At 63.4% G+C, this 25,077-nt stretch carries 18 protein-coding genes and 1 pseudogene; 6 read left to right on the top strand and 13 right to left on the bottom strand.

The features are described from left to right. Positions 1–170 precede the first annotated feature (170 nt). From OIE68_RS45195 to OIE68_RS45180, 4 genes are all read right to left on the bottom strand, one after another. On the bottom strand, positions 171–5,219 hold the full coding sequence (locus OIE68_RS45195; RefSeq protein ID WP_327096999.1) for a tetratricopeptide repeat protein: 5,049 nt from the start codon (positions 5,217–5,219) through the stop codon (positions 171–173). A 7-nt stretch (positions 5,220–5,226) separates the two neighbouring features. Continuing rightward, positions 5,227–6,348 (bottom strand): MoxR family ATPase, encoded by a 1,122-nt coding sequence (locus OIE68_RS45190; RefSeq protein ID WP_327096998.1) that lies wholly within the window; start codon positions 6,346–6,348, stop codon positions 5,227–5,229. 15 nt (positions 6,349–6,363) lie between these two features. After that, positions 6,364–7,419 (bottom strand): hypothetical protein, encoded by a 1,056-nt coding sequence (locus OIE68_RS45185; RefSeq protein ID WP_327096997.1) that lies wholly within the window; start codon positions 7,417–7,419, stop codon positions 6,364–6,366. 109 nt (positions 7,420–7,528) lie between these two features. Next, a complete protein-coding gene (locus OIE68_RS45180; protein WP_327096996.1) occupies positions 7,529–8,650 on the bottom strand; it encodes an alpha/beta fold hydrolase in 1,122 nt (373 codons plus the stop codon). 808 nt (positions 8,651–9,458) lie between these two features. On the opposite strand from OIE68_RS45180, the gene OIE68_RS45175 reads away from it, so the two are divergent. Further along, positions 9,459–9,908, top strand: coding sequence for a hypothetical protein (locus OIE68_RS45175; RefSeq protein WP_327096995.1), 450 nt, complete (start codon positions 9,459–9,461; stop codon positions 9,906–9,908). Continuing rightward, positions 9,898–10,941, top strand: coding sequence for a site-specific integrase (locus OIE68_RS45170; protein WP_327096994.1), 1,044 nt, complete (start codon positions 9,898–9,900; stop codon positions 10,939–10,941). Before OIE68_RS45175 ends, OIE68_RS45170 begins: the two co-directional genes overlap by 11 nt. Positions 10,942–11,148: 207 nt before the next feature. Here OIE68_RS45170 and OIE68_RS45165 read toward each other — a convergent pair whose 3' ends face one another. Continuing rightward, a complete protein-coding gene (locus OIE68_RS45165) occupies positions 11,149–12,207 on the bottom strand; it encodes an isocitrate/isopropylmalate dehydrogenase family protein (RefSeq protein WP_327102035.1) in 1,059 nt (352 codons plus the stop codon). A 116-nt stretch (positions 12,208–12,323) separates the two neighbouring features. Between OIE68_RS45165 and OIE68_RS45160 the strand changes: the two genes are divergently transcribed. Both OIE68_RS45160 and trxA read left to right on the top strand, forming a co-directional pair. Continuing rightward, complete coding sequence (locus tag OIE68_RS45160; RefSeq protein WP_327096993.1) at positions 12,324–12,845, top strand: 2'-5' RNA ligase family protein; 522 nt, start codon at positions 12,324–12,326, stop codon at positions 12,843–12,845. Between the two features lie 67 nt (positions 12,846–12,912). Further along, positions 12,913–13,281 carry a thioredoxin gene (trxA, locus tag OIE68_RS45155; RefSeq protein WP_327096992.1) on the top strand — a complete coding sequence of 123 codons (369 nt, stop codon included), beginning with the start codon at positions 12,913–12,915 and terminating at the stop codon, positions 13,279–13,281. Positions 13,282–13,358: 77 nt separating this feature from the next. On the opposite strand, the gene OIE68_RS45150 is transcribed toward trxA, so the two are convergent. Continuing rightward, positions 13,359–13,793: a 2-keto-3-deoxygluconate kinase gene (locus OIE68_RS45150; RefSeq protein WP_327096991.1), complete on the bottom strand. Its 435-nt coding sequence runs from the start codon at positions 13,791–13,793 to the stop codon at positions 13,359–13,361. Positions 13,794–14,163: 370 nt separating this feature from the next. Between OIE68_RS45150 and OIE68_RS45145 the strand changes: the two genes are divergently transcribed. Continuing rightward, positions 14,164–14,475: a DUF6191 domain-containing protein gene (locus tag OIE68_RS45145; RefSeq protein WP_327096990.1), complete on the top strand. Its 312-nt coding sequence runs from the start codon at positions 14,164–14,166 to the stop codon at positions 14,473–14,475. Between the two features lie 84 nt (positions 14,476–14,559). Here the strand turns inward: OIE68_RS45145 and polA are convergent, their stop codons facing one another. Beyond that, positions 14,560–17,262, bottom strand: a complete 2,703-nt coding sequence (polA, locus tag OIE68_RS45140; protein ID WP_327096989.1) for a DNA polymerase I — start codon at positions 17,260–17,262, stop codon at positions 14,560–14,562. A gap of 163 nt (positions 17,263–17,425) precedes the next feature. On the opposite strand from polA, the gene OIE68_RS45135 reads away from it, so the two are divergent. Continuing rightward, positions 17,426–17,842, top strand: coding sequence for a nuclear transport factor 2 family protein (locus OIE68_RS45135; RefSeq protein ID WP_327096988.1), 417 nt, complete (start codon positions 17,426–17,428; stop codon positions 17,840–17,842). Positions 17,843–17,855: 13 nt separating this feature from the next. Here OIE68_RS45135 and OIE68_RS45130 read toward each other — a convergent pair whose 3' ends face one another. The 6 genes and pseudogenes from OIE68_RS45130 to OIE68_RS45105 all read right to left on the bottom strand — a co-directional run bounded on the left by OIE68_RS45130 (position 17,856) and on the right by OIE68_RS45105 (position 25,034). Continuing rightward, positions 17,856–18,863, bottom strand: a complete 1,008-nt coding sequence (locus tag OIE68_RS45130) for a neutral zinc metallopeptidase (RefSeq protein ID WP_327096987.1) — start codon at positions 18,861–18,863, stop codon at positions 17,856–17,858. 83 nt (positions 18,864–18,946) lie between these two features. Further along, a complete protein-coding gene (locus tag OIE68_RS45125) occupies positions 18,947–20,623 on the bottom strand; it encodes a DUF885 domain-containing protein (RefSeq protein WP_327096986.1) in 1,677 nt (558 codons plus the stop codon). A gap of 150 nt (positions 20,624–20,773) precedes the next feature. Next, on the bottom strand, positions 20,774–21,469 hold the full coding sequence (locus tag OIE68_RS45120) for an ABC transporter ATP-binding protein (RefSeq protein WP_327102034.1): 696 nt from the start codon (positions 21,467–21,469) through the stop codon (positions 20,774–20,776). 141 nt (positions 21,470–21,610) lie between these two features. Beyond that, a pseudogene (locus OIE68_RS45115) lies at positions 21,611–22,567 on the bottom strand (ABC transporter ATP-binding protein); the annotation flags it as partial. Then, complete coding sequence (locus OIE68_RS45110) at positions 22,564–24,000, bottom strand: branched-chain amino acid ABC transporter permease (RefSeq protein ID WP_327096985.1); 1,437 nt, start codon at positions 23,998–24,000, stop codon at positions 22,564–22,566. The pseudogene OIE68_RS45115 and the gene OIE68_RS45110, both read right to left, overlap by 4 nt. After that, positions 23,997–25,034 (bottom strand): branched-chain amino acid ABC transporter permease, encoded by a 1,038-nt coding sequence (locus OIE68_RS45105; RefSeq protein ID WP_062987063.1) that lies wholly within the window; start codon positions 25,032–25,034, stop codon positions 23,997–23,999. Before OIE68_RS45105 ends, OIE68_RS45110 begins: the two co-directional genes overlap by 4 nt. Between the last annotated feature and the right edge of the window lie 43 nt (positions 25,035–25,077).

The following is a 25,077-nucleotide window of genomic DNA, read 5'->3' as shown; positions in this document are numbered from 1 at the left end:
GCTGGACCCTCGCACGCCGAGCCCGCGGCCGGAGAATCCCTCGCAGGACCGATCTTCCCGCGGTATTCGAAAGGGGGCGTGAACTGTCCCACGAGTTGCGTGCTTGTGCCCAAACCACAGGGGTTCACAGAGGCATGCTCGGTGACCGCGCCAGGAACCGTCGCGGCCCATCACCAGTCCGACGAAACGCCACGCAGGCCCTCCGCTACTGCCTGCCCGGCCAGTTTGTCGGCCAGATATGCGGATACTTCATGAGCTTTGGCACCGTTGTGCACCGTCACATCCCTCACTCGCCGCGAAAACGGGGTGCCAAACAGCGGGTCGAGCTTCTTGACCAACGCCACCGTATCGCCGGCGTCGGTGATGTTGGTCCACACCAACCCATCAGAACCCGGCCAAGCCCCGACTCCGCCAGCTGGAGTCGGCTCGAGACGATCAAAGATCAGGCCTGGGATCCCCAGCGGCGACCCCAGGGTGACCAGCGCTCGCACCGGATGCCCCGGGCTAGCACACAAGGTTTCATAGGCGACAATAGATCCGAGTGAATGGGCTACCATCACACGCGTATCTGGTGTGATCTGGCCGCGGACACGGGCACGGACACGCTCTCGAAGTATCGGTTCGGTGAGGTAGCGCCGGAACTGTTTCAGGTCACCGACCATCGCGCGCATCGCGACACCGCTGAAAAATCTAGATTTGAGCAGCTGCCCAAGCATCGCCTGCACCGACAACCTTCCGGTCAAACTTCGATCGTCGGGAAGCACGCCTGGATCGGCTGATGCTGCAGCGTGCCACCATTTGGTCAAGAGGTCACGTTCGAACCCGGACTCGACGTCGTCGGCCTCGTACCACACGTCACTGGCCGCATAAGACTTCGATACCGGGCGGAACAGATCCCCGTAGAACCCCATCACGACCTCGATATCGGTGAGCCGGTCAGCGCCAGCCGACACCAACCCGGTGTTCAATGCAAGCAGCCAGTCATGCCTGGCCAGTTCGCCACCGGAGACCTGTTGCCCGATCCCATGCACACAAACCACCCTCGCCGCGACGCCCTGTCCGGCCCTGCTCGCCCTGCCCTGATGGTGTCGATCAACATCGTCTTGAGAACTCCGCAACAGCCTCAAGACTCGCTCAGCCTGCTTCGCCTTCTGGCCGAAGGTCTCCGGGTACTGGGACGTCAAAGGCCGAAAGATCTCGACGGCTTCGGTGGCCGCAGCCAACGCCTCCTCCCGCCGACCTGTTTGGTCCAACCAATTCGCCATACTGCTCACACAATCGGCCAAAGAGGGCAGGAATGCGTCAGGGCTAATGTTCGCCAGCCGCCGCAGGATCTCGACAGCTTGGGCGGCCTCCCCCAACGCCTCCTCCCACCGACCCAGCACACCCAACCGAGACCCGAGATTGTTGAGACTCCCTGCGAGTTGAGGCAGGTAGACATCGGGCTCACCGTCCACCAAGCGCCGATAGATCTCGACGACTTCGGAGACCGCCCCCAACGCCTCCTGCGGCCGACCCACCACACCAAGCTGAGACCCGAGATTGTTGAGACTCCCTGCGAGTTGAGGCAGGTAGACATCGGGCTCACCGTCCACCAAGCGCCGATAGATCTCGACGACTTCGGAGACCGCCCCCAACGCCTCCTGCGGCCGACCCACCACACCAAGCTGAGACCCGAGGTTGTTGAGACTCCCTGCGAGTTGAGGCAGGTAGACATCGGGCTCACCGTCCACCAAGCGCCGATAGATCTCGACAGCTTCGGAGACCGCCCCCAACGCCTCCTGCGGCCGACCCACCACACCAAGCTGAGACCCGAGAAGATCGAGACACATGGCGAGGTCGGGCAAGAAGCGATCGGATTGGTCATCGGCCACCAACTGCCGATAGCCGACAACCGTTTCGATGGCCAAAGACAGCGATTCTTCCGTTTCCGCTTCCAGCGCTTCACCATCGGCATCGCGTCCCATTGCCAGGTAAGCACTAGTCAATCCGAGGCGTACGGCCAGCGTGTCAGAGTTACGGGGACCGAGAATTCGCTTACTTTCAGCGAGCGCTCCTTCGTACAACCGTGCGGCCTCAGCAAATCGTCCGGCTGCCCGATGAGAGTCGGCCTGTTGCCGTCGCGCCGCCAGCGTCTCGGAATGGGCAGTATCGGGCGTTCGGGCCGGCGAGGTTCGGGCGGCGGATACCAGCGCTCGATGACGGCTGGTGACAGTTGAAAATCCAGGCGCGTTCAATACGTCGTCAAGCGCGGTTACCGTAAAGGTTCCTGATGCGTCTTTCGCCGTAATAATGCCGATCGGGGCTTCCTTTTCCAAGACCAGCGCACCCATGAGCCACTCGCCAGCACCGGGCGCTTTTACGCCAAGGAAGCTGTAAATTGACCATTGTCCACCGGGTAAGCGAGTGATTTCTCCCTGAAGGAGCTCAGGAAGCGCACTCTTACCTCTATCCCTATCAATATGTTCGGTCACGACGGTGGCAAATCGATACCTTACGTCGCGATTGACGCGAGGTATCGCTATGCCAATGGAAATATCACTGTCCACAGAAAGAATAGCGGCGCGCAGCGATGAATTCTGCCACACTATGCGGGCAGCGACCCACCCAACTCGACGCGGGGCTATTTCATAGACCTGTATCAATGCGCTATCAACATTGGGCAGGAACGGGGTAAGGATCAAACCTTCTGCAAGGACCACGCCAGTTCTCAATACAGATGAAGGTTCCGCGTTGCCACCATTTCCTTTTGCGGATATCAGCGCGAGCGCCAGGCCGCGATCAGAGAAAAGGCGTACCTCCCTGTTCTGCATTTGAAGGGCTGATATAGCTGCAGCTTGAATCTCAGCCGGGGTATTCACCAGCCGAGGCAGCATGTCCAAAGCTAGTGGCTCACGACCAACGGCCGCATCGGCGTCAAATGCCAAATCACCGGGAAAGCGATCCATTGCGATATTCAACAGATTTACCCTGGACTTGGCATCTACCCGAAGCGGTGGCAGCCTCAACTCCGGAGTCCTGTCGAGCGCTCTACGGAGCAGGCTGTCTTGCAGGCGTTTTCGAGCCTTGATCCACCAGCCCTGCCGCCCCCCCGAGAGCAGTAGCACGCGCAGACGCGCTCGTCGAGGCTGGACAATGTTACCCATGTGCGATACGACTGCGAACAGCTCACGAAGCTTCGAGGTATGAATTGACTCGACGCCATCGATGACCAGCATAATAGATCCTGAGAGCTCGCTGGGCAGCAAGCTTGTATCCAGCTTCGACCGGTCCGACTTAAGGCGCCACGTCTTCCAGCCGTCATTGAGGCATCGCTCAGAGAATTCGATCGCCAACCGTGTCTTTCCGACTCCTTGAGCGCCACTGACGAGCTGCGCTGAAAAATCTGGCACGTCCTCGTTATCACGCCATCGAAGGAGCGCCTCAATTTCAACCTCACGCCCCACAAACGGCAACCACTTTTGATATGGCGACAGCAGATCACTGACCTCGACCGCTGGGGGAATCTGCCGATAAGGGAAATCTTCGATTCGGAATCCCTGTATCCAGTACGGAGTCGCTGACGCGTAAGATTCACTTTCGAGATGGCTTGAACCTGAGACCCCCGAGTTCATGTAAACCAATCCGGCGATCTCCGAATGATCTTCGATGTCCGATGGCGATTCGGCAGGCCGGGCGTTCACGCCCATCTTGGCGAAGTTCATGGAATCGGCGACTATTGAGTGGTCGCCGCTCTCCCTGTCGACGAGTTGGATTGCCGGAAAATCCCCGGCGCTGCCGGGGCGTCGAGCGATATAAGCCGACAACCTGGTTTCGACAAGGTCTTTCACGCGAACGATATCGTCCTCAAGCAGCGAACCGAGAAGCGCCTCTCGCACACCAGCGCGAAAACGCAATTCAAGTTGTTCCGGGTCGATTGTGGAACTATGTTCCCATGGTTCGATCAGACTGCTCAAGGCAACTTCTGCAAGATGACCGTGGTCGGCACCGGGAAGCATAACAGCACGTACGAGGTTCATAACCGGCAGCGTCAACGGCATGACCGAAAGGTATGCAGCCAACTCCCGAGCGGTGGGGGAAGCCTTTTCATTGAAGTCTCGTATTGCGTCGACCCCTACTTTGTTCGTCACCGCAAGGATCCGCGCTTCATCCGATGCGATGTCCGTTGGGGGATCTGCGGTTTTCGTGGTGTTGATCAACAAGCACGTTATGCGATGTGATGTGCCGTCGCCTGCGATGAGGTAAGCCAGATCAGCCAGTACGGATGGAGTGGTGTCGACGATCGGGATGCCCATGATCTGGCGATGGTGGCGAAGTCGGCGGCGTGCGGGAGGGCTCATCAGGTCCCATGCGGTATTGGGAGCGGCGGGTGTCGAGGCACGTACGAGTCGAACGGTGGGGTGTATCGCACCGCGGTTCCACAGTCGCTCGGGTAGCGGGTTGATGATCGCGACGGAGCTGTGGGCGCCCCACTTCCGGATCACGTCGTGCAGGGCAGGGGTACTCCAGGAATCGCCCATCGTATCGCTCAGAACGAGGATCAACTGGCTGCCTGTGGGGTCGATGACCTCGTGGGGACTGCGCAGCATTCCGCCGCGAGTTCGGGTGACATGGGCTGATGTCTCGGAGTCCGGCAAATGGAGATGCCAGGTTTGGACGGTGCGGAACAGGCCGGTGTCGACAATGGTGCGGCACAGTTCTCGAACCAGGTCGTGCCAGAGCAGCATTGAGTGGTGTGTGTCGATGACCAGTGCCAGGTTGAGCCAGCGGCCGCTGGCCGGACTCAGTACCGGTACGAGCATCTGCTGGTCGATACTCGCTTCGACAGTAGCTTCCTCGTCGAGATCGAGAACAAGACCAGCGCTGGTGGGTCGTCGACCCAGCGGTCTAAGCGCGCGCATCACGGCGAGTGGGTCATCCAGTGAGTTCGCGCGCCGCACTCGGACCCGGACTCCTGTACCGGACGAGGACTTAGTGATCCTTTCTCCTCGATGCGCCGGATAGACAGGAGCCATCGACGGCGCTGTCGATTCACTGTTGTGTGGAGCGTCGTCCACAAGCCTCAGGCCCGGGTCGCCGTTCGGCTGCGCTGCCGCTGAGGAGAACTCGGAGTTGGGAGGTGAGTCGATTCGCTTGGCCAGCCACAGGATCTCGGCTAGTTCTGCAGAGCCGATGTCAGCGCCCGCGTCGATGATGCCCCGGAGCAGGCGGTCGATCATGCCGTGCTCAAGAGTCCGGCCCGGTCAGTGGCTGCATAGCGCTCTCAACGAATTCGTCGTAGTCGCCCGCGTCGGACCATGCTCCGCTCAACCTCAGTTGGATCGCGTTGAGGAGTTGATCCGTAGCCACGCCGCCTTGGGTTTGGCGAGTGTTGAAAGCGGTGATGAGGTCATCGAAACTTCGGTCGTTCTTGTCGATCTTGAGGCGTTCTTCGAGAATCCGACGCAGCTTCTCCTCTCCTGGGGGCTTGATGTTCAGTCGGATGCATCGCCGCAGGAACGGTGGAGGGAACTCTCGCTCACCGTTGCTGGTCATCACGATGATGGGGAATGCACGGCAACTGACCTTGCCGCGGTCGATGCACACGTCGGGGTCGGGGCTGTCGTGAGATCCGACCCGGATCTGTGGTTGTTGGGTGGCCATGCGTGCCAGTTCGGGGATCTCGAAGGCTCCGTCTTCGAGCACTGTCAACAAATCGCCCGGGAGGTCAATATCGCATTTGTCGATCTCATCGATCAGCAGAACTCGTGGACGGTCCTGCGGTATCAATGCCGTGCCCAGCGGCCCCAGGCGAAGGTAGTTGGCGATGGTCGCCGCCCGTGTACCGATGGCGGCGCCACCGGTCTGCGGGGTGTGTGGGATTCGCGCCCGGTGACCGTTCGTGTGGCGGGGTCGTGCTGCTGCTCGGTTGAGATGGCTGAGGTTAGCGTCATGAAGGCGACTGATCGCATCGTAGTGGTAAAGGCCATCGCGAAGGCTGGTGCGGCTGGTGATGGGCCAGTGCAGCACCGGACCGAGACCGAGGTCGGTGGCGATGCTGTATGCGAGTGTGGTTTTGCCGACTCCGGGTTTACCCGTGACTAGCAGCGGCCGGCGCAGGTACAAGGCGGTGTTGACGGCGTTTATCTCGGGGGCAGCGGGAACATACTTGTCTCCACGTCGCTTGGTCTCGGCACCCGATGCACTGTCCATACCGGGAGCCCGGTAAGCGGAATCGACGGTCCCACCAAAGCTCCGCCATGGCGGCTCATTTCCGACCAGAAGCTTCAGTCGCTCGTCGGCATCGCCCTCCCCGCGGTAGACCCACCACTCCTTCGGCTCCGTCGGAGCCTCATCGGGAATCGTCATCAATGTCCTCTCACGTCAGCTAATTCGCGAGGAAGGTCGACAGCTCGGATCGTCCCACAGCAGCACGAGGGTGGGGGACTGTTGCGTCGGGTACGACTTCGAACGCCAGCTTCTGATGCGTGCGGGCAAATCACGAAGGTGGAACGGCGCTCCGTTCTTTGCGTTTGCCCGCAACTCGGTTTCGAAGGCGTGCTCGATCGGTGCAGACGCTGGGTACCCACCTCTGGGCCATACAGCGATCGGTATCCCGCCTTCCAGCATTCCGTACAACACCTCTTCGAGGTGCTCACCGCTCACCGACGCGAACAAGCACACCGGAGGCGCGTCGTCGAGCAGTTCCTTGGTCGCCCCACGCAGAAAGTCGTCATCACCAAGGACCTTGACCGCCTCAGGGTCTGCGCCATTGTTGGCGGCAAACCAGTCCCATTTGCGGCGCCAGTGGTCACCGATGGCATAAGACCGTTCACCTGGGCAACGCACAACGACCTCGAAATGTTCGCCGATCACTGTGTTTCGACCCGGCACGCCGAGGGGTGCGACCCATGTCTCGAACGGCTCATCGAGTAACTCGAAGGGAACATGGAACTCCAGACGCCGCAGCTCGGAAGTGTCGATTCCGGACTTGTAGATTGCGACCAACTGCTCGCCCACCTGCTCCTGCGCCGTGGCGAGGTCCACTGGGCTATCGGCCTCTCGAATGCACTCGAAGACGTCGCGGTGCAGCCACATTCGCAATGTGTATCGGTGCTCTTGGCGGGCGGCGGTCAGTTCGACGTGCACTGTTCTCATGCTCGGTGCCTGTGACGAGGCTGGCGGGACCGGAGCTGTGCCGAGCCTTTTACTCACCTTCGCCACCCAAGCATCGAGACGGGCGGCCAGTTCCCGATCCGCCATCTGGGCGGCCAGAAAACGGATGAACGGGAGGGGCAACGGCATCGCCCTGCCCGCCCCGCGTAGATCGAGATCGTGTACGACATCGATCATCGTCTTGAGGTTGGGTGGCAGACGTGCGCCCGGCAGGTCACCTGCGGTCTCGAAGGCGTGACGATAGGCGTCATAGGTCCACGGCAACCGACTATGCTCAGGCAACAAACCCTTCAGTTCGACCCACGCATCCTCATCCAGGCGCGTCGACTTATGCCTGTGGGGCGCGGCGGCCCGGTCGTCTGTGCCGTCGCGCCTACCCGGTGTGTGAGGCGTTGTCCTCCGCTGCTTCCGGCCAGCACTCATCGATGACGGCGAGCGCTCGCAACCCGGCGGGATCGTTGACGAAGTAGAATTCCAGGCTGGCGGTTAGGGCTTGGCGCCCAGCTTCTTCGAAGGTCGCGCAGTGCCTGACCAGCGCAGCAAGCTGCAACTTGGAGTTGCTGCCGCCAAATCCCTGCCGTCCTTGGATGTAGCGAGGCATCGATTTCACGAACTGCTCGCGAGTAGCGGGATCCACCAGGTCATCTATCCCATCCAGCGCTGCCGTGATCACTTTGACCGCATCCTCGCTGAGACGGAATCCGGATGCCGGGGCAGTCCGCTGCGCTCGCAGTCCGCGGTCGATCACTTCGTCCAACTGTGCCACCTGACCATCACTCGTCACCTCGCTAGCAGTGGGCTGGCTTTCTTGAATCGCTCGAAGCAGTCGGGCTTTGATGATCACGTACACCAAGTCCTCGACCGACCGTGGTACGACAATCGACGAGTGATCGCCCGGGAGGTCTCCGCCATAGGGGAATACCGACTTCGCTGACTGCGGCGGTACTACCCGATCCGACATTCCGGCGAACACCTCGACTGGTATCGGCGCAGTGGTCGCGGTGAACTCCTGGGCATACACGACCTGCTGGAGAATGGCGGCCTGCGTGTCGATGATCTTCTGGTTGAGGGGCCGCAGTTCGATCTCCTGCGGATTGCGCCTCCACCGTTTACGCAGCGGGAGAAGGTATTCCGAGCCGGAGTTCGGGGTTGCGAACATCAAAAACCTCCGCACCCGCTTCAGCTCGCGACCACGCCCCGCGTGCAACTGCTGGGCCAAGTAGCGCTGCACAACCAAGCCGCCCTGGCTGTGGCCGGCAAACACTATCGGCTGATCAGGAGTCAGTTTCTCCGCGAGCTCAGTTTCGAGATACCCGGCCACCATGTCCAAGTCGGGAAGCTGCTTGGTCGGGGCGAGCTCGACAGCTTTGCTCGGATACTCGACCTCCATCACCTTCACACATCCGGCAAGGTCGTCATCGCGTAGCAGCAGGTTGACCAGCGGCGCCCACTTGTCGCGGCTGGACAGAATGCCATGCACCAACACGAGAGTCACCTGCGCAGGCACCTTCACCCCCTGATTCGATCATCTGCCTCATGCGAGGCCGCTGAACAATCCTACCGAGCCTGGTGGCCAGCTTATCGCGCTCGCAACCGAAGGGCATACGAACACAACAGCTTCGGATTGAACCGTCGACTTATCTGGTGGCAGCGGTTCGCGGTCGGGGTCAGCTGCCCCGTAGCGTGCCGCAGGAGATCGGGCGGGCTGACTCGTGAACCGTCTGTCGCCGTTGATGATCCGTTGCCACAGTCTGGTCTGATCGTCGGTCGATAGATAGTCGCGACATTCCCGATGCCAGCTCGGTAATGTATGGCTGTTGGCACGGATTGCTTCACAACGATTGAGAAGTCTCTCCACCCTCAGTGATTCAGCCGGCATCGCTTGCGATGCATTCTGCTGCTACTGACCGCTGGTCACCGACTGCCAATGACCGCGTCTACCAACGAAGTCATTGAGTCTAGATTCTGGCCCTTGACCTGCATTTTTTAGTAAAGATCCCTAGGGAATCGGACCCCGGATTGCGTGAGTGAACCCGTCGATGGTGGCGCGGGCGCCGAAGATCGGCTTTCATGGAGTCGGGAGAATCTGCAGGCAGGGCAAGAGAGTAGAGTCCGATGCCTCCAATTTTCCGTGGCCAACTCGCGGATTCCTCGGCAGTGACCACCCCAGGTCCCGCCACCTCCGTTTCGTCTTCGCTGACCGATGCACGGCGGTCTGGTCCCGATTCTGCTACAGGACACACCACCACCTCGTCGGCATACCGATCGTGTTGTGCCGTAGGTAGGCATGCCGGAGCCTCGTCATGAAGATCGACTTCTCGGGTCTCTATTCGTCCACCCGACGGGCCACGGGAGCTCCCACTATTCCGTTCGAATTTCCGCCGACGGTTGCACCGACGCCGCTGATCGACATGCACTGCGCCACAACATCAATCGACGCACGTGGACGGCTAGGCGAACGCTCGACCATACGTGCCCTGGGATGGCTGCCCGGCCAGCCGATCGCGATCGAGTCCGACGAGTGCGTCGCCGTGGTCACCGCGACTTCGGAAAGTCGCTGGTCGATCGGTCCCACTGGCTATCTGCATCTGCCCGCAGCGATACGCCATGCCTGCACACTCTCGACCGGGGACCGGGCGCTCGTCGTCTCCGTGCCGCGACGGGAGGCTCTCGTGGTGTATCCGATGCCGTCTCTAGCCACCGCGCTGTTCAGTCATCGCCCGACAATATGGGTACTCGGCGATGAAACATGAGGACGCCGCCGCCGCACTCCATTTCCTGTCTCGAATGGGGCTCACCCTCGCTGACCTGGCTGCCGTGGACGCCGGAAACCCGCCGGACATGCCAACTTTCGCCGAGTACATTCCGCAGATACGTTCGGCGGTCCCGACATCGACGGTCGCCAACTACGACAGCTACTGGCGGATCATCGAAAAGCTCTGGGGCAGTCGGGCTCTCGACGAGCCTACGGCGACCGAGATCGAGCACTTGGTCCACGCGCATCGCAGTCGCGCCGTGGTCAGGTCCAATTCGCGCGACGGCCGCGCCGCGGTGGGTAATTTCGTGTCCGCCTTCCGGTGTGTGTACAAGCACGCCGAACGCGACCGGTTGATCCATCCGCTGGACAACCCTGCCGCATTGGTCGCGAAGCCACGGCCGCTGGCGGGTCTGCGCCATGCGTTGACCGTGGAGCAGGTGCGCGAGCTCGCTCACGTCGCAGCGACGACCGGCAATGATCCGGCGCTGGACGCGCTGATCGTACGGCTGCACATCGAGACCGCTTGCCGCCGCGGCGGCGCGCTGCGACTGGGTGTGCGCGACCTCGACGTCGAGGACTGTTTGGTCAAGCTGCACGAGAAGGGCGGGGTCGTACGCTGGCACCCGATCTCGCCGACGCTCATGCGCCACGTAGTCGACCACATCGAGCAACGCGGCGGCCCTGAAGCGACCGATCGCGTCCTGCGCCATCGCGATGGGCGGCCGATCTCGCGACGTCGCTACGAGACGCTCACCGCGCGGATCCGGGCGCGCCTGCCGTGGGCGGCGGCGTTGGGTATCAGTGCGCACTGGATCCGGCACACCACCCTGACATGGGTGGAGCGCGAGTTCGGGCTCGCGATCGCCCGCGCCTACGCCGGACACAGCGAGCGATCCTCCGGGCGCACCGCCACCTTCACCTACGTGCGCGCGTCGCTAGTGGAGTTGGCCGAGGCGGTCTCGGCACTGACCGGTGAACCGCATCCACTGGCACGCGAGCACCGACACGCGCTGGCACCGAGGAGGTAAACGCAACGCGACTGAGTACGGTATCTTCAGACCTATGGACTCGTATCTGTTGCGAGTTCGCCCCAGTTCGCGTGTCAGTAACGGAAGATTATCCGTTCTGTGCGGAACACTCCGGGCACAGCAAACACTCAGGCACCGGCGCTGGACCCTACCGGACGGTCCGGTGTTCGAACGAGTTGGGTTCCCGGTCGCCCTCGCCGGTCCGGGTCAGCGTCGGTGCACCCTGGCACAGACCTGCTCGGTGAATTCGCTGGTCGAGGCGAGGCCGCCCAGGTCGGCGGTGGCGATACCCGCGGCGAAGGCGCCCGCGACGGCGCGTTCGATGCGCTCGCCCGCGCTCGACAGCGCGCGGTTGTTGTCGCGAATTCCCAGCCAGTGCAACAACATTGCCGCCGAGAGCTGGAGCGCCGCCGGGTTTGCGCGGTTGTGTCCGGCCAGCGTCGGCGCCGCGCCGTGCACCGCCTGGGCCATCGCCTTGGTCGCCGAGCAGTTGAGCGATGCGGCGATGCCGAGCGAGCCGCTCAGCTCACCCGCGAGATCGGAAAGGATGTCACCGAACAGGTTCTCGGTCACCACGACGTCGTAGTCGCGCGCGGCGCGGACCAGATGGGCGGCGACCGCGTCGACGTGTTCGTCGTCGACCTCGACGCCCGGATAGGCGTGGGCGACGTCATAGCAGACGTCGCGGAACAGGCCCATCGTCATCGGCAGCACATTGGCCTTGTGCACGATGGTGACCCGCTTGCGTCGCGCGGCCGCGAGCCGAAAGGCCTCGTGCGCGATCCGTTCGCAGGCCTGCCGGGTGATCAGGCCGACCGCCATCGCCACGTCGGGGGTGGGTCGGAACTCGCCCGATCCGGCGAACATGTTGCGGTCGGCATAGAAACCCTCGCTGTTCTCCCGGACGATCACCAGGTCGATATCGGGAGCGCTCGCCTTGATTCCGGCGAACGCACGGGCGGGGCGGATATTCGCATAGAGGCCGAAGCGTTTGCGGACGGCTCCGCCGGGTGCGATTCGATGTTCGGGCGGGTAGGCGGCATTGTCGTGCGGGCCGAGAATCCAGGCATCGAGTTCGTCGAGGGCGGCGAGGGTCTGTTCCGGCAGCGGATTGCCGAATTCTGCGATGGCGTGCTGCCCCATCGGCAACCGAATCCAGTCGACCGAGACCGCGCCGACCGCGGCGAGTGCTTCGTCGACCACCGCGCGGGTGGCGCGGACCACCTCGGGGCCGATGCCGTCACCTTCGATGAGGCCGAGTCGCATGGCCGACGTATCACGGTTCACCTGGCCATCCTCCCGCGACGCAAGTTGTTCGCCGACAACCGGGCCGCGTGTTCGCCGCCCATCGAGCCGCGCGGGCGGCTAACCTCTCGTGAACTATGGTGCAGTCGGTCGAATTGTTATTGGACGATGTGGCCGATGCGGAGATCCGGCGGCAGTGGCAGTTGCTCGCCGATGCCGGCATTCCGAGTTTGGCTGGGAAGAGTGCCGAAACCAACCGGCCACATATCACCGTCGCGGTGGCCAGGCAGATCTGGCCGCGCATCGATCACGCACTGGACCAGCTGCCTTTCCGACCGATTCCGATACGACTCGGCGGCGTGCTGGTCTTCGGTGCGCGCAATCCGATCCTGGTCCGGCTGGTAGTCCCCTCGGAACAGCTGCTCGCACTGCAACGTCGGATTCTCGCAGTCGTATCGCCGTGTCCCGGCATACCGTCCAATGTGCAACCCGACGAATGGACGCCGCATATCACGCTGGCCAGACGGGTGCCGACACAGCATTTGGGCGAAGCCGTACACGCCATCGCAAGGGACCGTGATTTCCCGGCGACCGTGGTGGGTATCCGCCGTTGGGACGGCGATCAACGGCGCGAGTGGCCGGTCGCCCGAGGAAGATAGCGGCACCGCCGGAAGATATATACCGCGCCGGACGTTATAGCTGGCGACTACGACACGAGAGGACGTCATGGCCACCCAGACGCTGAACCAACAGAATTTCGATGAGATCGTCACCGGAAACGACGTGGTACTCGTCGATTTCTGGGCCGACTGGTGCGGTCCGTGCAAGAGCTTCGCACCCACCTTCGAGGCTTCCTCGGACAAGCATCCCGATGTCGTGCACGGCAAGGTCGACACCGAGTCCGAACAGGGCCTGGCATCCGCCGCCAACATCCGCTCGATTCCGACCATCATGGCGTTCCGCGAGGGCGTGCTGGTCTTCGCGCAGCCGGGCGCCCTGCCGCCAGCCGCGCTGGAGGATCTGGTCACCCAAGTGAAGGCGCTGGATATGGACGAGGTGCGCAAGCAACTCGCCGAGCAGCAGGCCGGTCAGTAAGCTCCGGCGCGCGCAACTACGCCAACGGGCCGTTCACATTCCATGGAATGTGAACGGCCCGTAGCGTTTTCGTGCGCTCAGGCGCCCAGCTTGTTGACGCCCGCGATCATGGCGCGGACCGTCGATTCGGCGCCGTCGTCGGCCAGGGCCGCGCCCCAGCCGCGCCTGCCATTGCATTCGCACTGCACGAACGTCGCCGTGCCCGCAGCGGTGCGGCGCTGGTGGAATTGCAGGATTTCGACCGGATAGCCCTCGTCGTAGAGGGCCGAGGTCATCGCGGCGACCGGGCTGCCGGTGGCGATCACCGTGCGCAGGTGGTCGACGAATTCGAGGGTGGCCGTGAACTCCGCGCTCCGATTGCCCGCAGGCGACCAGTCGCCGACCCGAATCGGGCCGGAGTGCTCGCAATAGCGGTGGTGGAATTGCGCGGGTGTCAGATCGGCGCATTCGGCGCGCAGCGCCTTGGGGGCGGCGGCGATGAACATGTTGGAGTCAAGAGTCAGGATGGTCATTGTGCGGAGGTCTTCCCGAGGATTGTCTTCTCAATTGACAGAGGGGACCAGCAGTAAGTAGTCAGTAGCCCGCAGCGAGGGGGCCGGTCCGGATCAGACCCCGCTACGGCGGGTTACTACGAGAAGTCGCCGGGTTGCCACCATCGCGGTAAGCAGAATTAGCACTGCGCTGTCGCGGTCTGCGACATGGAGCGCGGCGCTGTGGCGGTCGGCGGGATTCGGCACGCGGACCAGAATAGGTCGATCTCGAGGCAATAGCAACCACATTTGTCGCCCGTCGTGCCTACTCGCGAGTACTATCCGCGCAGCTCAGGGGGCATAGCGCTGCGGACGGATGGCAAGCTGCCGTCGCGGCGGTACTTTCGGTCACATGGGTGCCCTTGTCGCCATGACCATTCCCGGGTTGGCCATCCTGCTGATCGGACTCGCATTCGTCGAGGTGCTGTGGAATCGGCTCACCGGCAGTCGGATACTGCCGTGGTTCAAACACCGCAAGCACACGCCGGTCGCCGCGACCGGATTCGAACAGGTCGCCGCGGCCTTTCAAGGTTCGAAGCATTACGAGTTCGAACAGCGGCAGACGGCACTGATGCATAAAGAAGATAAGTCCGATGGAGCGCCGCCACGCGATGAGATCGATCTGCGAACGGGATCGGCAAAGCTGGTGCGGCGCGATCAGTGATCATTTCGAACCTGAACGATGCTGGCCGCCGGGCACTGAATTGCGGTGCGGCACACCGGAAATCCGGTGTGCCGCGACCCTCGCTCAGTGCGCGGCGGAGTCCCAGCTGCGCCCGGTGCCGACGGAGACGTCCAACGGCACCGACAGCGTGATCGCCGAGGACATCTGTTCGCGGGCGAGTGCGTCGAGGGTGTCCTTCTCCCCCTCGGCGACCTCGAAGACCAGTTCGTCGTGGATCTGCAGCAGCATGCGCGAGTGCAGGCCCGCCTCCTTGATCGCCTTGTGCACGTTGATCATCGCGACCTTGATGATGTCGGCGGCCGTGCCCTGGATGGGCGCGTTGAGGGCCATGCGTTCGGCGCCCTCGCGGCGCTGGCGGTTGCTGGAGTCCAGATCGGGCAGGTAGCGGCGGCGACCGAAGAGGGTTTCGGTGTAGCCGACCTTGCGTGCCTGTTCAACGACCTCGTAGAGATAGTCGCGAATGCCGCCGAAGCGGTCGAAGTAGACCTCCATCTGCTCCTTGGCCTCCTGCGTGCTGATCTTCAGCTGCGCCGAAAGGCCATAGGAGCTCAGGCCGTACGCGAGACCGTAGGACATCGCCTTGATCCGGCGGCGCATTTCGGGCGTCACCTCCGACAGCGGGATATCGAAGGCCTTGGAGGCGACGAAGGTGTGCAGATCCTCGCCGGAGTTGAAGGCCTCGATCAGGCCCTCGTCACCGGAAAGGTGGGCCATGATGCGCATTTCGATCTGGCTGTAATCCGCGGTCATCAGCGACTGGTAGCCCGGGCCGACCACGAATGTGTCGCGGATCTGGCGGCCGGTATCGGTGCGGATCGGGATGTTCTGCAGATTCGGCTCGGTCGAGGACAGCCGGCCGGTGGCGGCGATGGTCTGGTTGAACGTGGTGTGGATGCGGCCGTCGTCGGCGACGGATTTGAGCAGACCGTCCACGGTGACCTTGAGCCGGGTGGCGTCGCGGTGCTCGAGCAGATGCCGCAGGAACGGATGCTCGGTCTTCTCGAACAGCGATTCCAGCGCATCGGCGTCGGTGGTGTAGCCGGTCTTGGTGCGCTTGGTCTTCGGCATATCGAGTTCGTCGAAGAGCACCACCTGCAGCTGCTTGGGGGAGCCGAGGTTGATCTGCTTGCCGATCACGCCATAGGCGGCGGTGGCCGCATCGGTGACCTTATCGGCGAATTGGCGCTGCAGGTTCTCGAGCTGCTCGATATCGACCGCGATGCCGGCGTTCTCCAGTTCGGCGAGAACACTGAGCAGCGGCAGTTCCATATCGTCGAGCAGTGCGCTGGATTCGATCTGGCGCAGTTCGCCGTCGAGTGCCTCGGCCAGGTCGAGAACCGCCCTCGCGCGCAGCATTTCGGTCTGCGCCAGCTCGGCGTCCACGGTATCGGCGTCGTCGAGCAGGGACAGCTGCGGGGTTTCGTCGGTTTCGGCGCGCAGTTCGCGGTGCAGGTAACGCAGCGAGAGATCGTCGAGGTTGAAGCTGCGCTGGCCGGGGCGGACCAGGTAGGCGGCCAGGGCGGTATCGCTGGTGAGACCAGCCAGGGTCCAGCCGCGACCTCGCAGCGCGTGCATGGCGGCCTTGGCCTCGTGCAGGGCCTTCGGCACGGCCGGATCGGCCAGCCAAGCGCCGAGTGCGGCTTCGTCTTCCGGGGTCAGCACGGCGACATCGATGTAGCCGCTCTCGCCGTCCGCGGCGGCGATGGCGAGCGCGCGTGTGTCCCCATTGCCGGGCGCACTGGTGCCGACCACCGAAATACCGTGTCGGACACCAACTTTCGCATGTTCGGCGAGCCACCCGGTGACCGCGCCGACCTCGAGCGCACCGCCGCTGATCTCGAAGCCGGATTCGGCCTCGGGCTCCGGCGGGGCAAGGGTTTCGAAGAGCCGGTCGCGCAGCACCCGGAACTCCAGGTCGTCGAAGAGCTGGTGGATCTTGTTGCGATCCCACGGCTGCTGGGCCAGCTGATCGGGGGTATAGGGCAGCGGAACGTCGCGGACCATCTCGGTGAGCTGACGGTTGAGCACGACACTGCTGAGGTTGGCGCGCAGTGCGTCGCCGACCTTGCCCTTTACCTCGTCCACCTTGTCGACGAGGGTGGTCAGATCGCCGTATTCGCGAATCCACTTGGCGGCGGTCTTCTCCCCGACGCCCGGAATGCCGGGCAGGTTATCGCTCGGGTCGCCGCGCAGGGCCGCGTAATCCGGGTACTGGGCCGGGGTGAGCTGATATTTGGCCATCACCTCATCCGGAGTGAACCGGGTGAGATCGGAGACGCCCTTGCGCGGGTAGAGCAGTGTGACCTCATCGCTGACCAACTGGATGGCATCACGGTCGCCGGAGACGATCAGAACGCGGAAACCCTCGCCCACGGCCTGCGTCGCGATGGTGGCGATCAGGTCGTCGGCCTCGAAACCGTCGATCGCCATCACCGGGATGCCCATGGCGCCGAGCACATCCTTGGTGAGTTCGACCTGGCCGCGGAACTCATCGGGCGTGGCATTGCGCCCCGCCTTGTACTCCGGATACGCCTCGGTACGGAAGGTCTTGCGGCTGACGTCGAAAGCGGCCGCGATATGCGTCGGCTTCTCGTCCCGCAACAGATTGATCAGCATCGCGGTGAATCCGTACACCGCATTCGTGGTCTGCCCGGTGACCGTCTTGAAGTTCTCCGCGGGCAGCGCGAAGAACGCGCGATAGGCAACCGAATGCCCGTCCAACAGCAACAACGTAGGCCGCTCACCACCCGCATCACTGGCTGCCATAGGCACGACGCTGGAACGCTGATCAGTAGTCGCTGGGGTCACGTGCAAGAGTCTAGGGAGCCCCACCGACAATCCACAGCCGCGGCACCCCCTTGTTATGCGAGTCCAGCGAGCCGTCCGATTTCCGCCGGAAACGGTACGCCGCGGCGACCATGATTTCCCGGTGACCACAACCCGCGCAGCACTGCAGAACTTCTTCGCCGCCGAAGCCGCCTACATCACCGACGGCGCGAATTTCGATGCGATGGCCGCCTGCTTGGCTCCCGATGTCGTCATGTACCAGGCCGAGCACCTCCCCTACGGCGGCGAATGGCACGGCCCCGACGGCATCGAGAAATTCATGGCGGCAATGAGCCGGACCTGGGCATCGTTGGAGTTCATCGAGCAGCGGTTCGTGGTGGACGGCGAGACGGTGGTCATCTACAACCGCGGCCGCATGCTGGCCCGCGCCACCGACCGGATGCTGGAGACCTCGGTGATGCAGCTGATGACCTTCCGCGACGGGCTGATCGCCGAGATCCGGCCGTTCTATCTGGACACGGCGGCCGTCGTCGAGGTGCTGACCGAAGCGCACCGCTGATAGATGCACGCACTCATTCCACGTGTGCCGGGGAGCTGTACCAGGTATTGCACTCCCAGGTGTCGCCCTTGTCGGAGCCCCATTTCCACCAGCCCCACACGTTTTCTTCGGTGCCCTGCATGCGTGGATCGCGGGTGACATGGCCGCTCTGGACGGTGTGGGAGGCTTCGGTCCAGGTTTGTTCATCGATATCGGCACGGCCGAAGTTGGTGCCGAGGAACATGCCGGAGAAGCAACGGGCCTGCAGTTCCATGCGGCGGCTCTGCTCGCGACCGGCGATGGTTTCCTTGCCGACGGTCGCACGTTTTTCGTTGTAGGCCTGCATGACGCCGATCAGGTTCTGCACGTGGTGGCCGTATTCGGTACTGAGGACGGCCAATTGGGCGCCGCGGCGCGATCCGCTGGACAGCGGCCGCATAGCGTCGTACGGCAGGACCAGGGTTTCGTCGAGGGCGCAGTAGAACGTTGTCGGGCCGTTGCGCAGTCGCTGCACGCATTGGCTTGCCACATCACGGGATTCGGTGGGGGCGAGTAGCCGCGGCGGATGGAACGGCAGTCCGGCGCCGCGCAGTGTCGGTTCCCATGACGCGTCCAGGCAGGCGATCGCGGACCGGTAGAAGGCCCGCGCCGTCTCCGGATCGTCGTGCCAGGCGGGCAGTTTGCAATCGACCCTGCCGAGTCCGACGTGCTGGGCGAAGAGCGGATGATCGGCCAGCGCCTGCACCGCCCGACTCGACGCGACCGGCATCCCGGCCGGCGATAACCCGGCCAACGGCGCGAAGGCGACCGGGGGCGCGGCATCGCCGATCGGATTCGCCGAGTCGGGCAGGGCGCCCGCGAATCCCGGTGTCGTCGAATCGGAAATTGTACGCGCGGCGTGCATTTCACCCGCGTCGGTGGAGCGTCCGGTCACGAGCAGACCCGTCGCGGTGAGCGCACCGATCACACCGAGCACCGCCCAGATCAGCACGATGCGTTTGCCGCGCAGCGGACCGAGCCGAGAGCTGAACGTGCCGTTCATGACCTACCTAGAGAGCTCGATCACCGCACATTCATTGGAACCCCGCCCACATCGGTCCGCAACTCGGGGAGCCGCTCAGCGGGTCACAGTGTGGCCACAAGTTCGCGCAGCACCGGCAGGCTGACCGAGCCGGAGCCGAGCACCACATCGTGGAATGCCTTGATGTCGAAGGCGGCACCGAGCCGCTCGGCCGCCCGCCGGCGTTGCCGACGAATCTCGAGCTGACCGACCTTATAGGCCACGGCCTGACCGGGGATCGCGATATAGCGGTCGATCTCGACCTCGATTTCGGTCAGCCCTACCGGTGCGTTGGCCACCATGAAGTCGATGGCCTGCTGACGACTCCAGCCCTTGGCGTGGATTCCGGTATCGACGACGAGTCGGCACGAGCGCCACGAATCGGCGGCAAGCATGCCGACGCGCGCCAAATCGTCGTCGTACAAACCCATTTCGTCGGCAAGACGTTCGGTGTAGAGCGCCCAGCCCTCGACGAAGGCGGTATTCGCGAAGGACTGCCGTTGGAATCGCGGCAGCTGATCGAGTTCATTGGCGATGGTGAGTTGCAGGTGATGCCCCGGAATCGCCTCGTGATAGGCAACCGCCGCCGTCTCGTAGCGGCTGCGGCCGGTGGGTTCGTGCTGGTTCACGAAGTAGGTGCCGGGCCTGGATCCGTCCGCGGCGGGCGGAAAGTAGTACGCCGCAGGCGCATCCGCGGCCAGGAATTCCGGCACCGGGACGATATCGCAGGATTCCTTGGGCAGGCGGCCGAACCAGTTGCCCATCTCCGCGGCCGCCGCGCCGAGCGCACGCTGCGCATCGGCCATGATCTCCTCGCCACTGATGTAACGCAGTTCGGTATCCCGGCGCAGGCGGGTGAAGATTTCGGCGGTATCGGCAGTACCGAACAGCCGGGTCCCGACCGCGGCGTACTCCGCACGCAGCAGCGCCAATTCGGAGAGACCGAGTTCGTGGATCTCGTCCGCACCGAGATCGGGCAGGGTGGTGTGGCGGCGCAGCTGCCGCCGGTAGATGTCCTCGCCGTCGGCACCGAGCCAGCACAGGCCGCATTTGTCATCGGGACGGGCGGCGGGCCGCAATTCATCGGCCAGTACGTCTCGATAGCGTTGGAAGGCCGGGCGAATCATCTCGCGGGCGACCTCGGTGAGGTCGGCACGCCAGGCGGCTTCCCCGGCCCAGTCCGCCGGTCCGGCGAAGGTGGTGAACGGATCGGTGGCGATATCGGAGGCCAGATAGCCATCCAGCTGGTTGAGCGAGCGTTCGATGGTTATGCGGGCCGGCGTGCGGCCCGCGGCCAGGCCGTTGCGGAACTGCTGGACCGCCTGGTCGAATAGCGTGCCGAACTGGCGATACCGCCGGACCAGGGCGTGCGCGTGTTCGGGCTGCGGCGCCTTGGTCTGGGTGGCCATCATGAGCATGCCCGCGTGCACACCGTCCATCTGGTCCGATGCCAGTTCGGTCGGCCGCCACGCCAGATTGTCGATGGCCGTATCCAGTTCGGTGCGCAGCAGACCGCGGGTGACCCGGTCGGTTCCGTCGAGCTTTTCGGCGTCGAGACCGACGACCTGATCGCGCAACTCGCGCAAGGTCGCGAGCAGTCGCTGTTCGGCCTCGGGCGAGCAATCCTCGACGCGGTCGTCGAAGCGGTGGTCGCCCAGCAGGGTGGCCGTGCTCGGTGCCGCCGCCAGCACGCTGTCCCAGTAGCGGTCGGCCAGATTCGTCAGTTCGTCATGCCCGTCCACAGCGCCATTCCTCCAGTAGTGGTCGTTGGGCGCGCCAGCGCCCAACACTGGCCAGCGTCTGATGTGCATGGCGAAGACCGAGCGCCAGCTCGGCCTTCGCCGGGCACATCCCCCAATCTTGCCTCGAGGCGGCCGCGGACGGTCCGACTTCTAGCCCACGCCCAGGTAGGCCGACTTCACCGCGGGATCGGTGAGCAGATCCCCGCCGATACCGCTCTTGGTGACCTCACCGGTCTCCAGGATGTAGGCGCGATCGCTACGAGTGAGCGCCTGCTGGGCATTCTGCTCGACCAACAGCACCGTGGTGCCCTGCTGGTTGATCTCGCTGATGATCCGGAAGATCTGCTGAATCACCATGGGCGCCAAGCCCATCGACGGTTCATCGAGCAGCAGCAGGCGCGGGCGGGCCATGAGCGAGCGGCCGATGGCCAGCATCTGCTGCTCACCGCCGGAGAGCGTGCCACCGACCTGCTTGCGTCGCTCGGACAGCCGCGGGAACAGCTCGAAAACCCACTCCAGCGTCTGGCCGTACTCCGCCTTCTGCTTGAAAGCCCTTCCGTAGCAACCCATATCGAGGTTTTCCTGGACCGTCATACCGGGGAAGACACCCCGCCCCTCAGGCGCCTGGATCAACCCGTGCGTCACCCGCTCGTGCGCCTTCATGTGGGTGATGTCACGACCCTCGAACCTGATCTTGCCGCGGGTCAGCGGCAGCAACCCGGACAGCGCACGCATGGTGGTGGTCTTCCCCGCGCCGTTGGCGCCGAGCAGAGTCACCAGCTCACCCTCGGCGACGCGAAGCGAAACCCCGTGCAGCGCTTGAATTCTGCCGTAGTTGACGACCATATCGTCGACCTCGAGCAGCGGCGGCGCCTCGCTGAAGACGCGCGGCTCCGCTTTGCGATGCTCGCCACCGGCCGGAGCCGGTTCGTCGACGGGCTGTTCCGGCTCGATCACTTCGGTCACGGCGGTGGTCTTTTCGGCCGCCGCGGCCTCGGCATCCGGCACACCCAGATACGCCGCGATCACATCCGGGTTGTCGCGAATCTCCGCGGGCAGCCCATCGGCGATCTTGCGACCGAACTCCAGCACCACGATCCGGTCCGTGACACCCATGACCAGGCGCATATCGTGCTCGATCAACAGCACGGTGAACCCGTCGTCGCGAATCTTGCGGATCAGATCCATCAGCGCCGATTTCTCGCTCGGATTGAACCCGGCGGCGGGTTCGTCCAGGCAGAGCAGTTTCGGCTCGGTGGCCAGCGCGCGGGCAATCTCCAATCGGCGCTGATCGCCGTAGGAGAGATTGCGCGCCTTCTCCACCGCACGCGGTGCGATACCGACGAATTCGAGCAGGGCCATGCCGCGCTCGATCGCGTCCTTCTCCTCGCTGCGGTGCCGCGGAGTGCGGAAGATCGCGCCGGGCACCGAGGTCTTATGCCTGGCGTCGGTGCCGACCACCACATTCTCCAGCGCGGTCATCTCGCTGAAGAGCCGCACATTCTGGAAGGTGCGAGCGATACCGAGTCGGGTGATCTCATTGCGCTTGGTCTTCGTCAGCGGTTTGCCGTCGAAATACACCAGACCCGAGGCCGGTTTGTAGACACCGGTAATGGCGTTGAAGCAGGTGGTCTTGCCCGCGCCATTGGGTCCGATCAGTCCGAGGATTTCACCGCGGCGGATCTCGAAGCTGACCTTGTCCAATGCGGTCAGACCGCCGAACTGCACCGTGAGCCCATCGGTGCGGAGCAGCGGCGCACCCACCGCGGTCTCGATGTCGCGGTGCGGCGCGACCACATCCGCGACCACCTCGGCATCGGCGAGCACCGGGATTACGGCGGTGACATCGACCTCGCCCGCGCTCTCGACCTCGGGCGGGGCCACGTAACCGGCCGCCATATCCTCGTTGTCGAACAGGGCGTCACCCGCGCCTGGCCCGGTCATCGTCCCGCTCCGATCAATTCACGCTCACCCGGTTTGCGCACAGCCTGATACACCTGCCTACCGAAGGTAAGCAGCTTCTGCCGCACCGGGAACAGACCCTGTGGTCGCAGAATCATCATGACCACCAAGGTAATTCCGAAGTACATGTACTTGAGGTCACCGAGGGACTGGGCACCACCGACGCGGAACAGCAGCACACTGCCGAGCAGCAGTGCGCCCAAGACGCCGGTGACCACCATGCCGAAGATGCAGCCGCGCCGCGGCCATGCACTCAGACTGTCGCCCCTGTACTTCCACACGAGGATCAACCCGACGAAGACCAGCACGTCGATCGCCAACAGGATGTACCCGGTGGACTCGTTGCTCACCAATTTCACCGACTGCAGCCGCGCGGGCAGATAGGCGATGATGAACGCGCCGAAGATGACTCCGAGCTTATTGCCCTGACCACCGATGACGACCGCGCACAGGAACAGCATCGAATTGATGATGTTGAACCCGGTCGGATTGATGAACTGCACCTGACCGGCGTAGATCGCACCGGACATGCCGCCGACGGCAGCGCCGATCAGGAAGGCCCACAGCTTGAATTTGAAGGTCGGCACGCCCATGATCTCGGCGGCGTCCTCGTCCTCGCGGATGGCCACCCAGGCGCGGCCGACCCGGCTGCGTTCCAGATTGCCGACGATCAGCAGCACGATGATCACCAGCACCATCGCGAACCAATACCACCAGGTGCCGTAACTGGCCCGGTCGAGCAGATTCGCGCTATCGGCATTGCCGCTGTTACCGCCGGAAAACACACCCTCCGGCTTGCTGTCGGATTCGCCGACATGCGGGAAGGCGACACCGGACAAACCCAGGCTGCCATTGGTGATATCGGAGAGATTGTCGGCGAGCAGCCGCACGATCTCACCGAAGCCGAGGGTCACGATTGCCAGATAGTCACCGCGCAGCCGCAGCGTCGGGGTGCCGAGGATGATCCCGGAGATGGCCGTCACCGCGACCGCGATCGGCAGACAGGCCATCCAGGCCCAGGTCGGATTCAGCCAGCCGCCGTCGGTCTGATTCCACGGACTGTTGGGGCTGGTGAGCAGGCCGACCGTGTACGCACCGATGGCGTAGAAGCCGACGTAGCCGAGGTCGAGCAGCCCTGCCTGTCCGACAACGACATTCAGGCCGATGGCGATCAGCGCGTACATCGCAACCTGCGCCATGACCAGACCGAAGTTGTAGCCGGGGGTATCCAGCAGTGGCGGCGGGAACAGCGGAAGCAGTGCGAGCAGAATGAGGATCGGCACGCCGACACCCCATTGCGCGGGGCGGCTCAGGCCGTCCCACCAGGTCCGAATCGCGTCTCCGACACCATGTTTGGGCGAGGCCGCGTTGGTCGTCTCGGGTACGGAGTCCGGGGTTTTGGTCGAGTCGGTCATGCGCGGGCCCTCCCGAGACTCTCACCGAGGATGCCGGTCGGGCGCACCATCAGCACCAGCACCAGCACGACGAACGCGACGACATCGCGCCACTCCGAACCGAGCAGCGACTGGCCGTACTGTTCCACCACACCGAGCAGGATGCCGCCGAGCAGTGCGCCGCGCAGATTGCCGATGCCGCCGAGCACCGCGGCGCTGAATGCCTTGATGCCCAGGATGAATCCGCCGGAGTAGATGATGCCCTGCGGGATCTTGATCGCGTACAGCAGCGCGGCCGCACCGGCGAGTACACCGCCGATGAAGAAGGTCAACATGATGACCCGCTCCCGCGAGACGCCCATCAGCGTCGCGGTATCGGGATCCTGGGCGACGGCGCGGATGCCGCGCCCGAATTTGGTCCGGTTGATCAGCACCTCGGTGACGATCGCCAGCGCGATCGCCGCGAGCACGATCAGAAGTTTGATGTTGTCGACCTCGGCGCCGAAGAAGCTGAACTGCACGCTCGGCTCGACCAGTTTGATCGGCTGCTGCGCATTGGTGCCGCCGAGTTTGGGATTGATCTTCGGCAGGATGAAATGCACGAATTCCTGGATCACGAACGACATACCGATCGCTGTGATGAGGAAGCTGAGCGGTTTGGCCCCGCGTTTGCGCAATGGCCGATAGGCCACACGCTCCAATCCGACTGCGGCGCCACCGGATACCAGCATGCCGATGATCATCGCCAACGCGAGATAGGTGACCGTCAGGATGATGCCCTGGGTGTACACATCGGGATTCGCCACGAATCCGAACAGCATGAGCCCGACCAATTGACCGAACATGCCGAGCATGAATATTTCCGAATGGGCGAAATTGATCAGCCGCAATACGCCGTAGACCAGGGTATAGCCCACGGCGACCAAGGCATAGATTGAGCCGTAGGTCACCCCGTCGACGGTCAGTCGCCAGAAGTTATCGATCACTCCGTGGTAGTTGAAGTCGATCGAACCGCCGGCGAGTTGTACTACGCCGGCCAATGCCGTTGATGTCATTCGTCTTTTGCCCTCATTCATTCGCCCACCCGACACGGCGGCA

Origin of the sequence: Nocardia vinacea (assembly GCF_035920345.1) — a bacterium.
Taxonomy (GTDB): Bacteria; Actinomycetota; Actinomycetes; order Mycobacteriales; family Mycobacteriaceae; genus Nocardia; species Nocardia vinacea_A.
The sequence above is the reverse complement of the archived record's forward strand: the minus strand, read 5'-3'. Positions and strand labels throughout refer to the sequence as shown.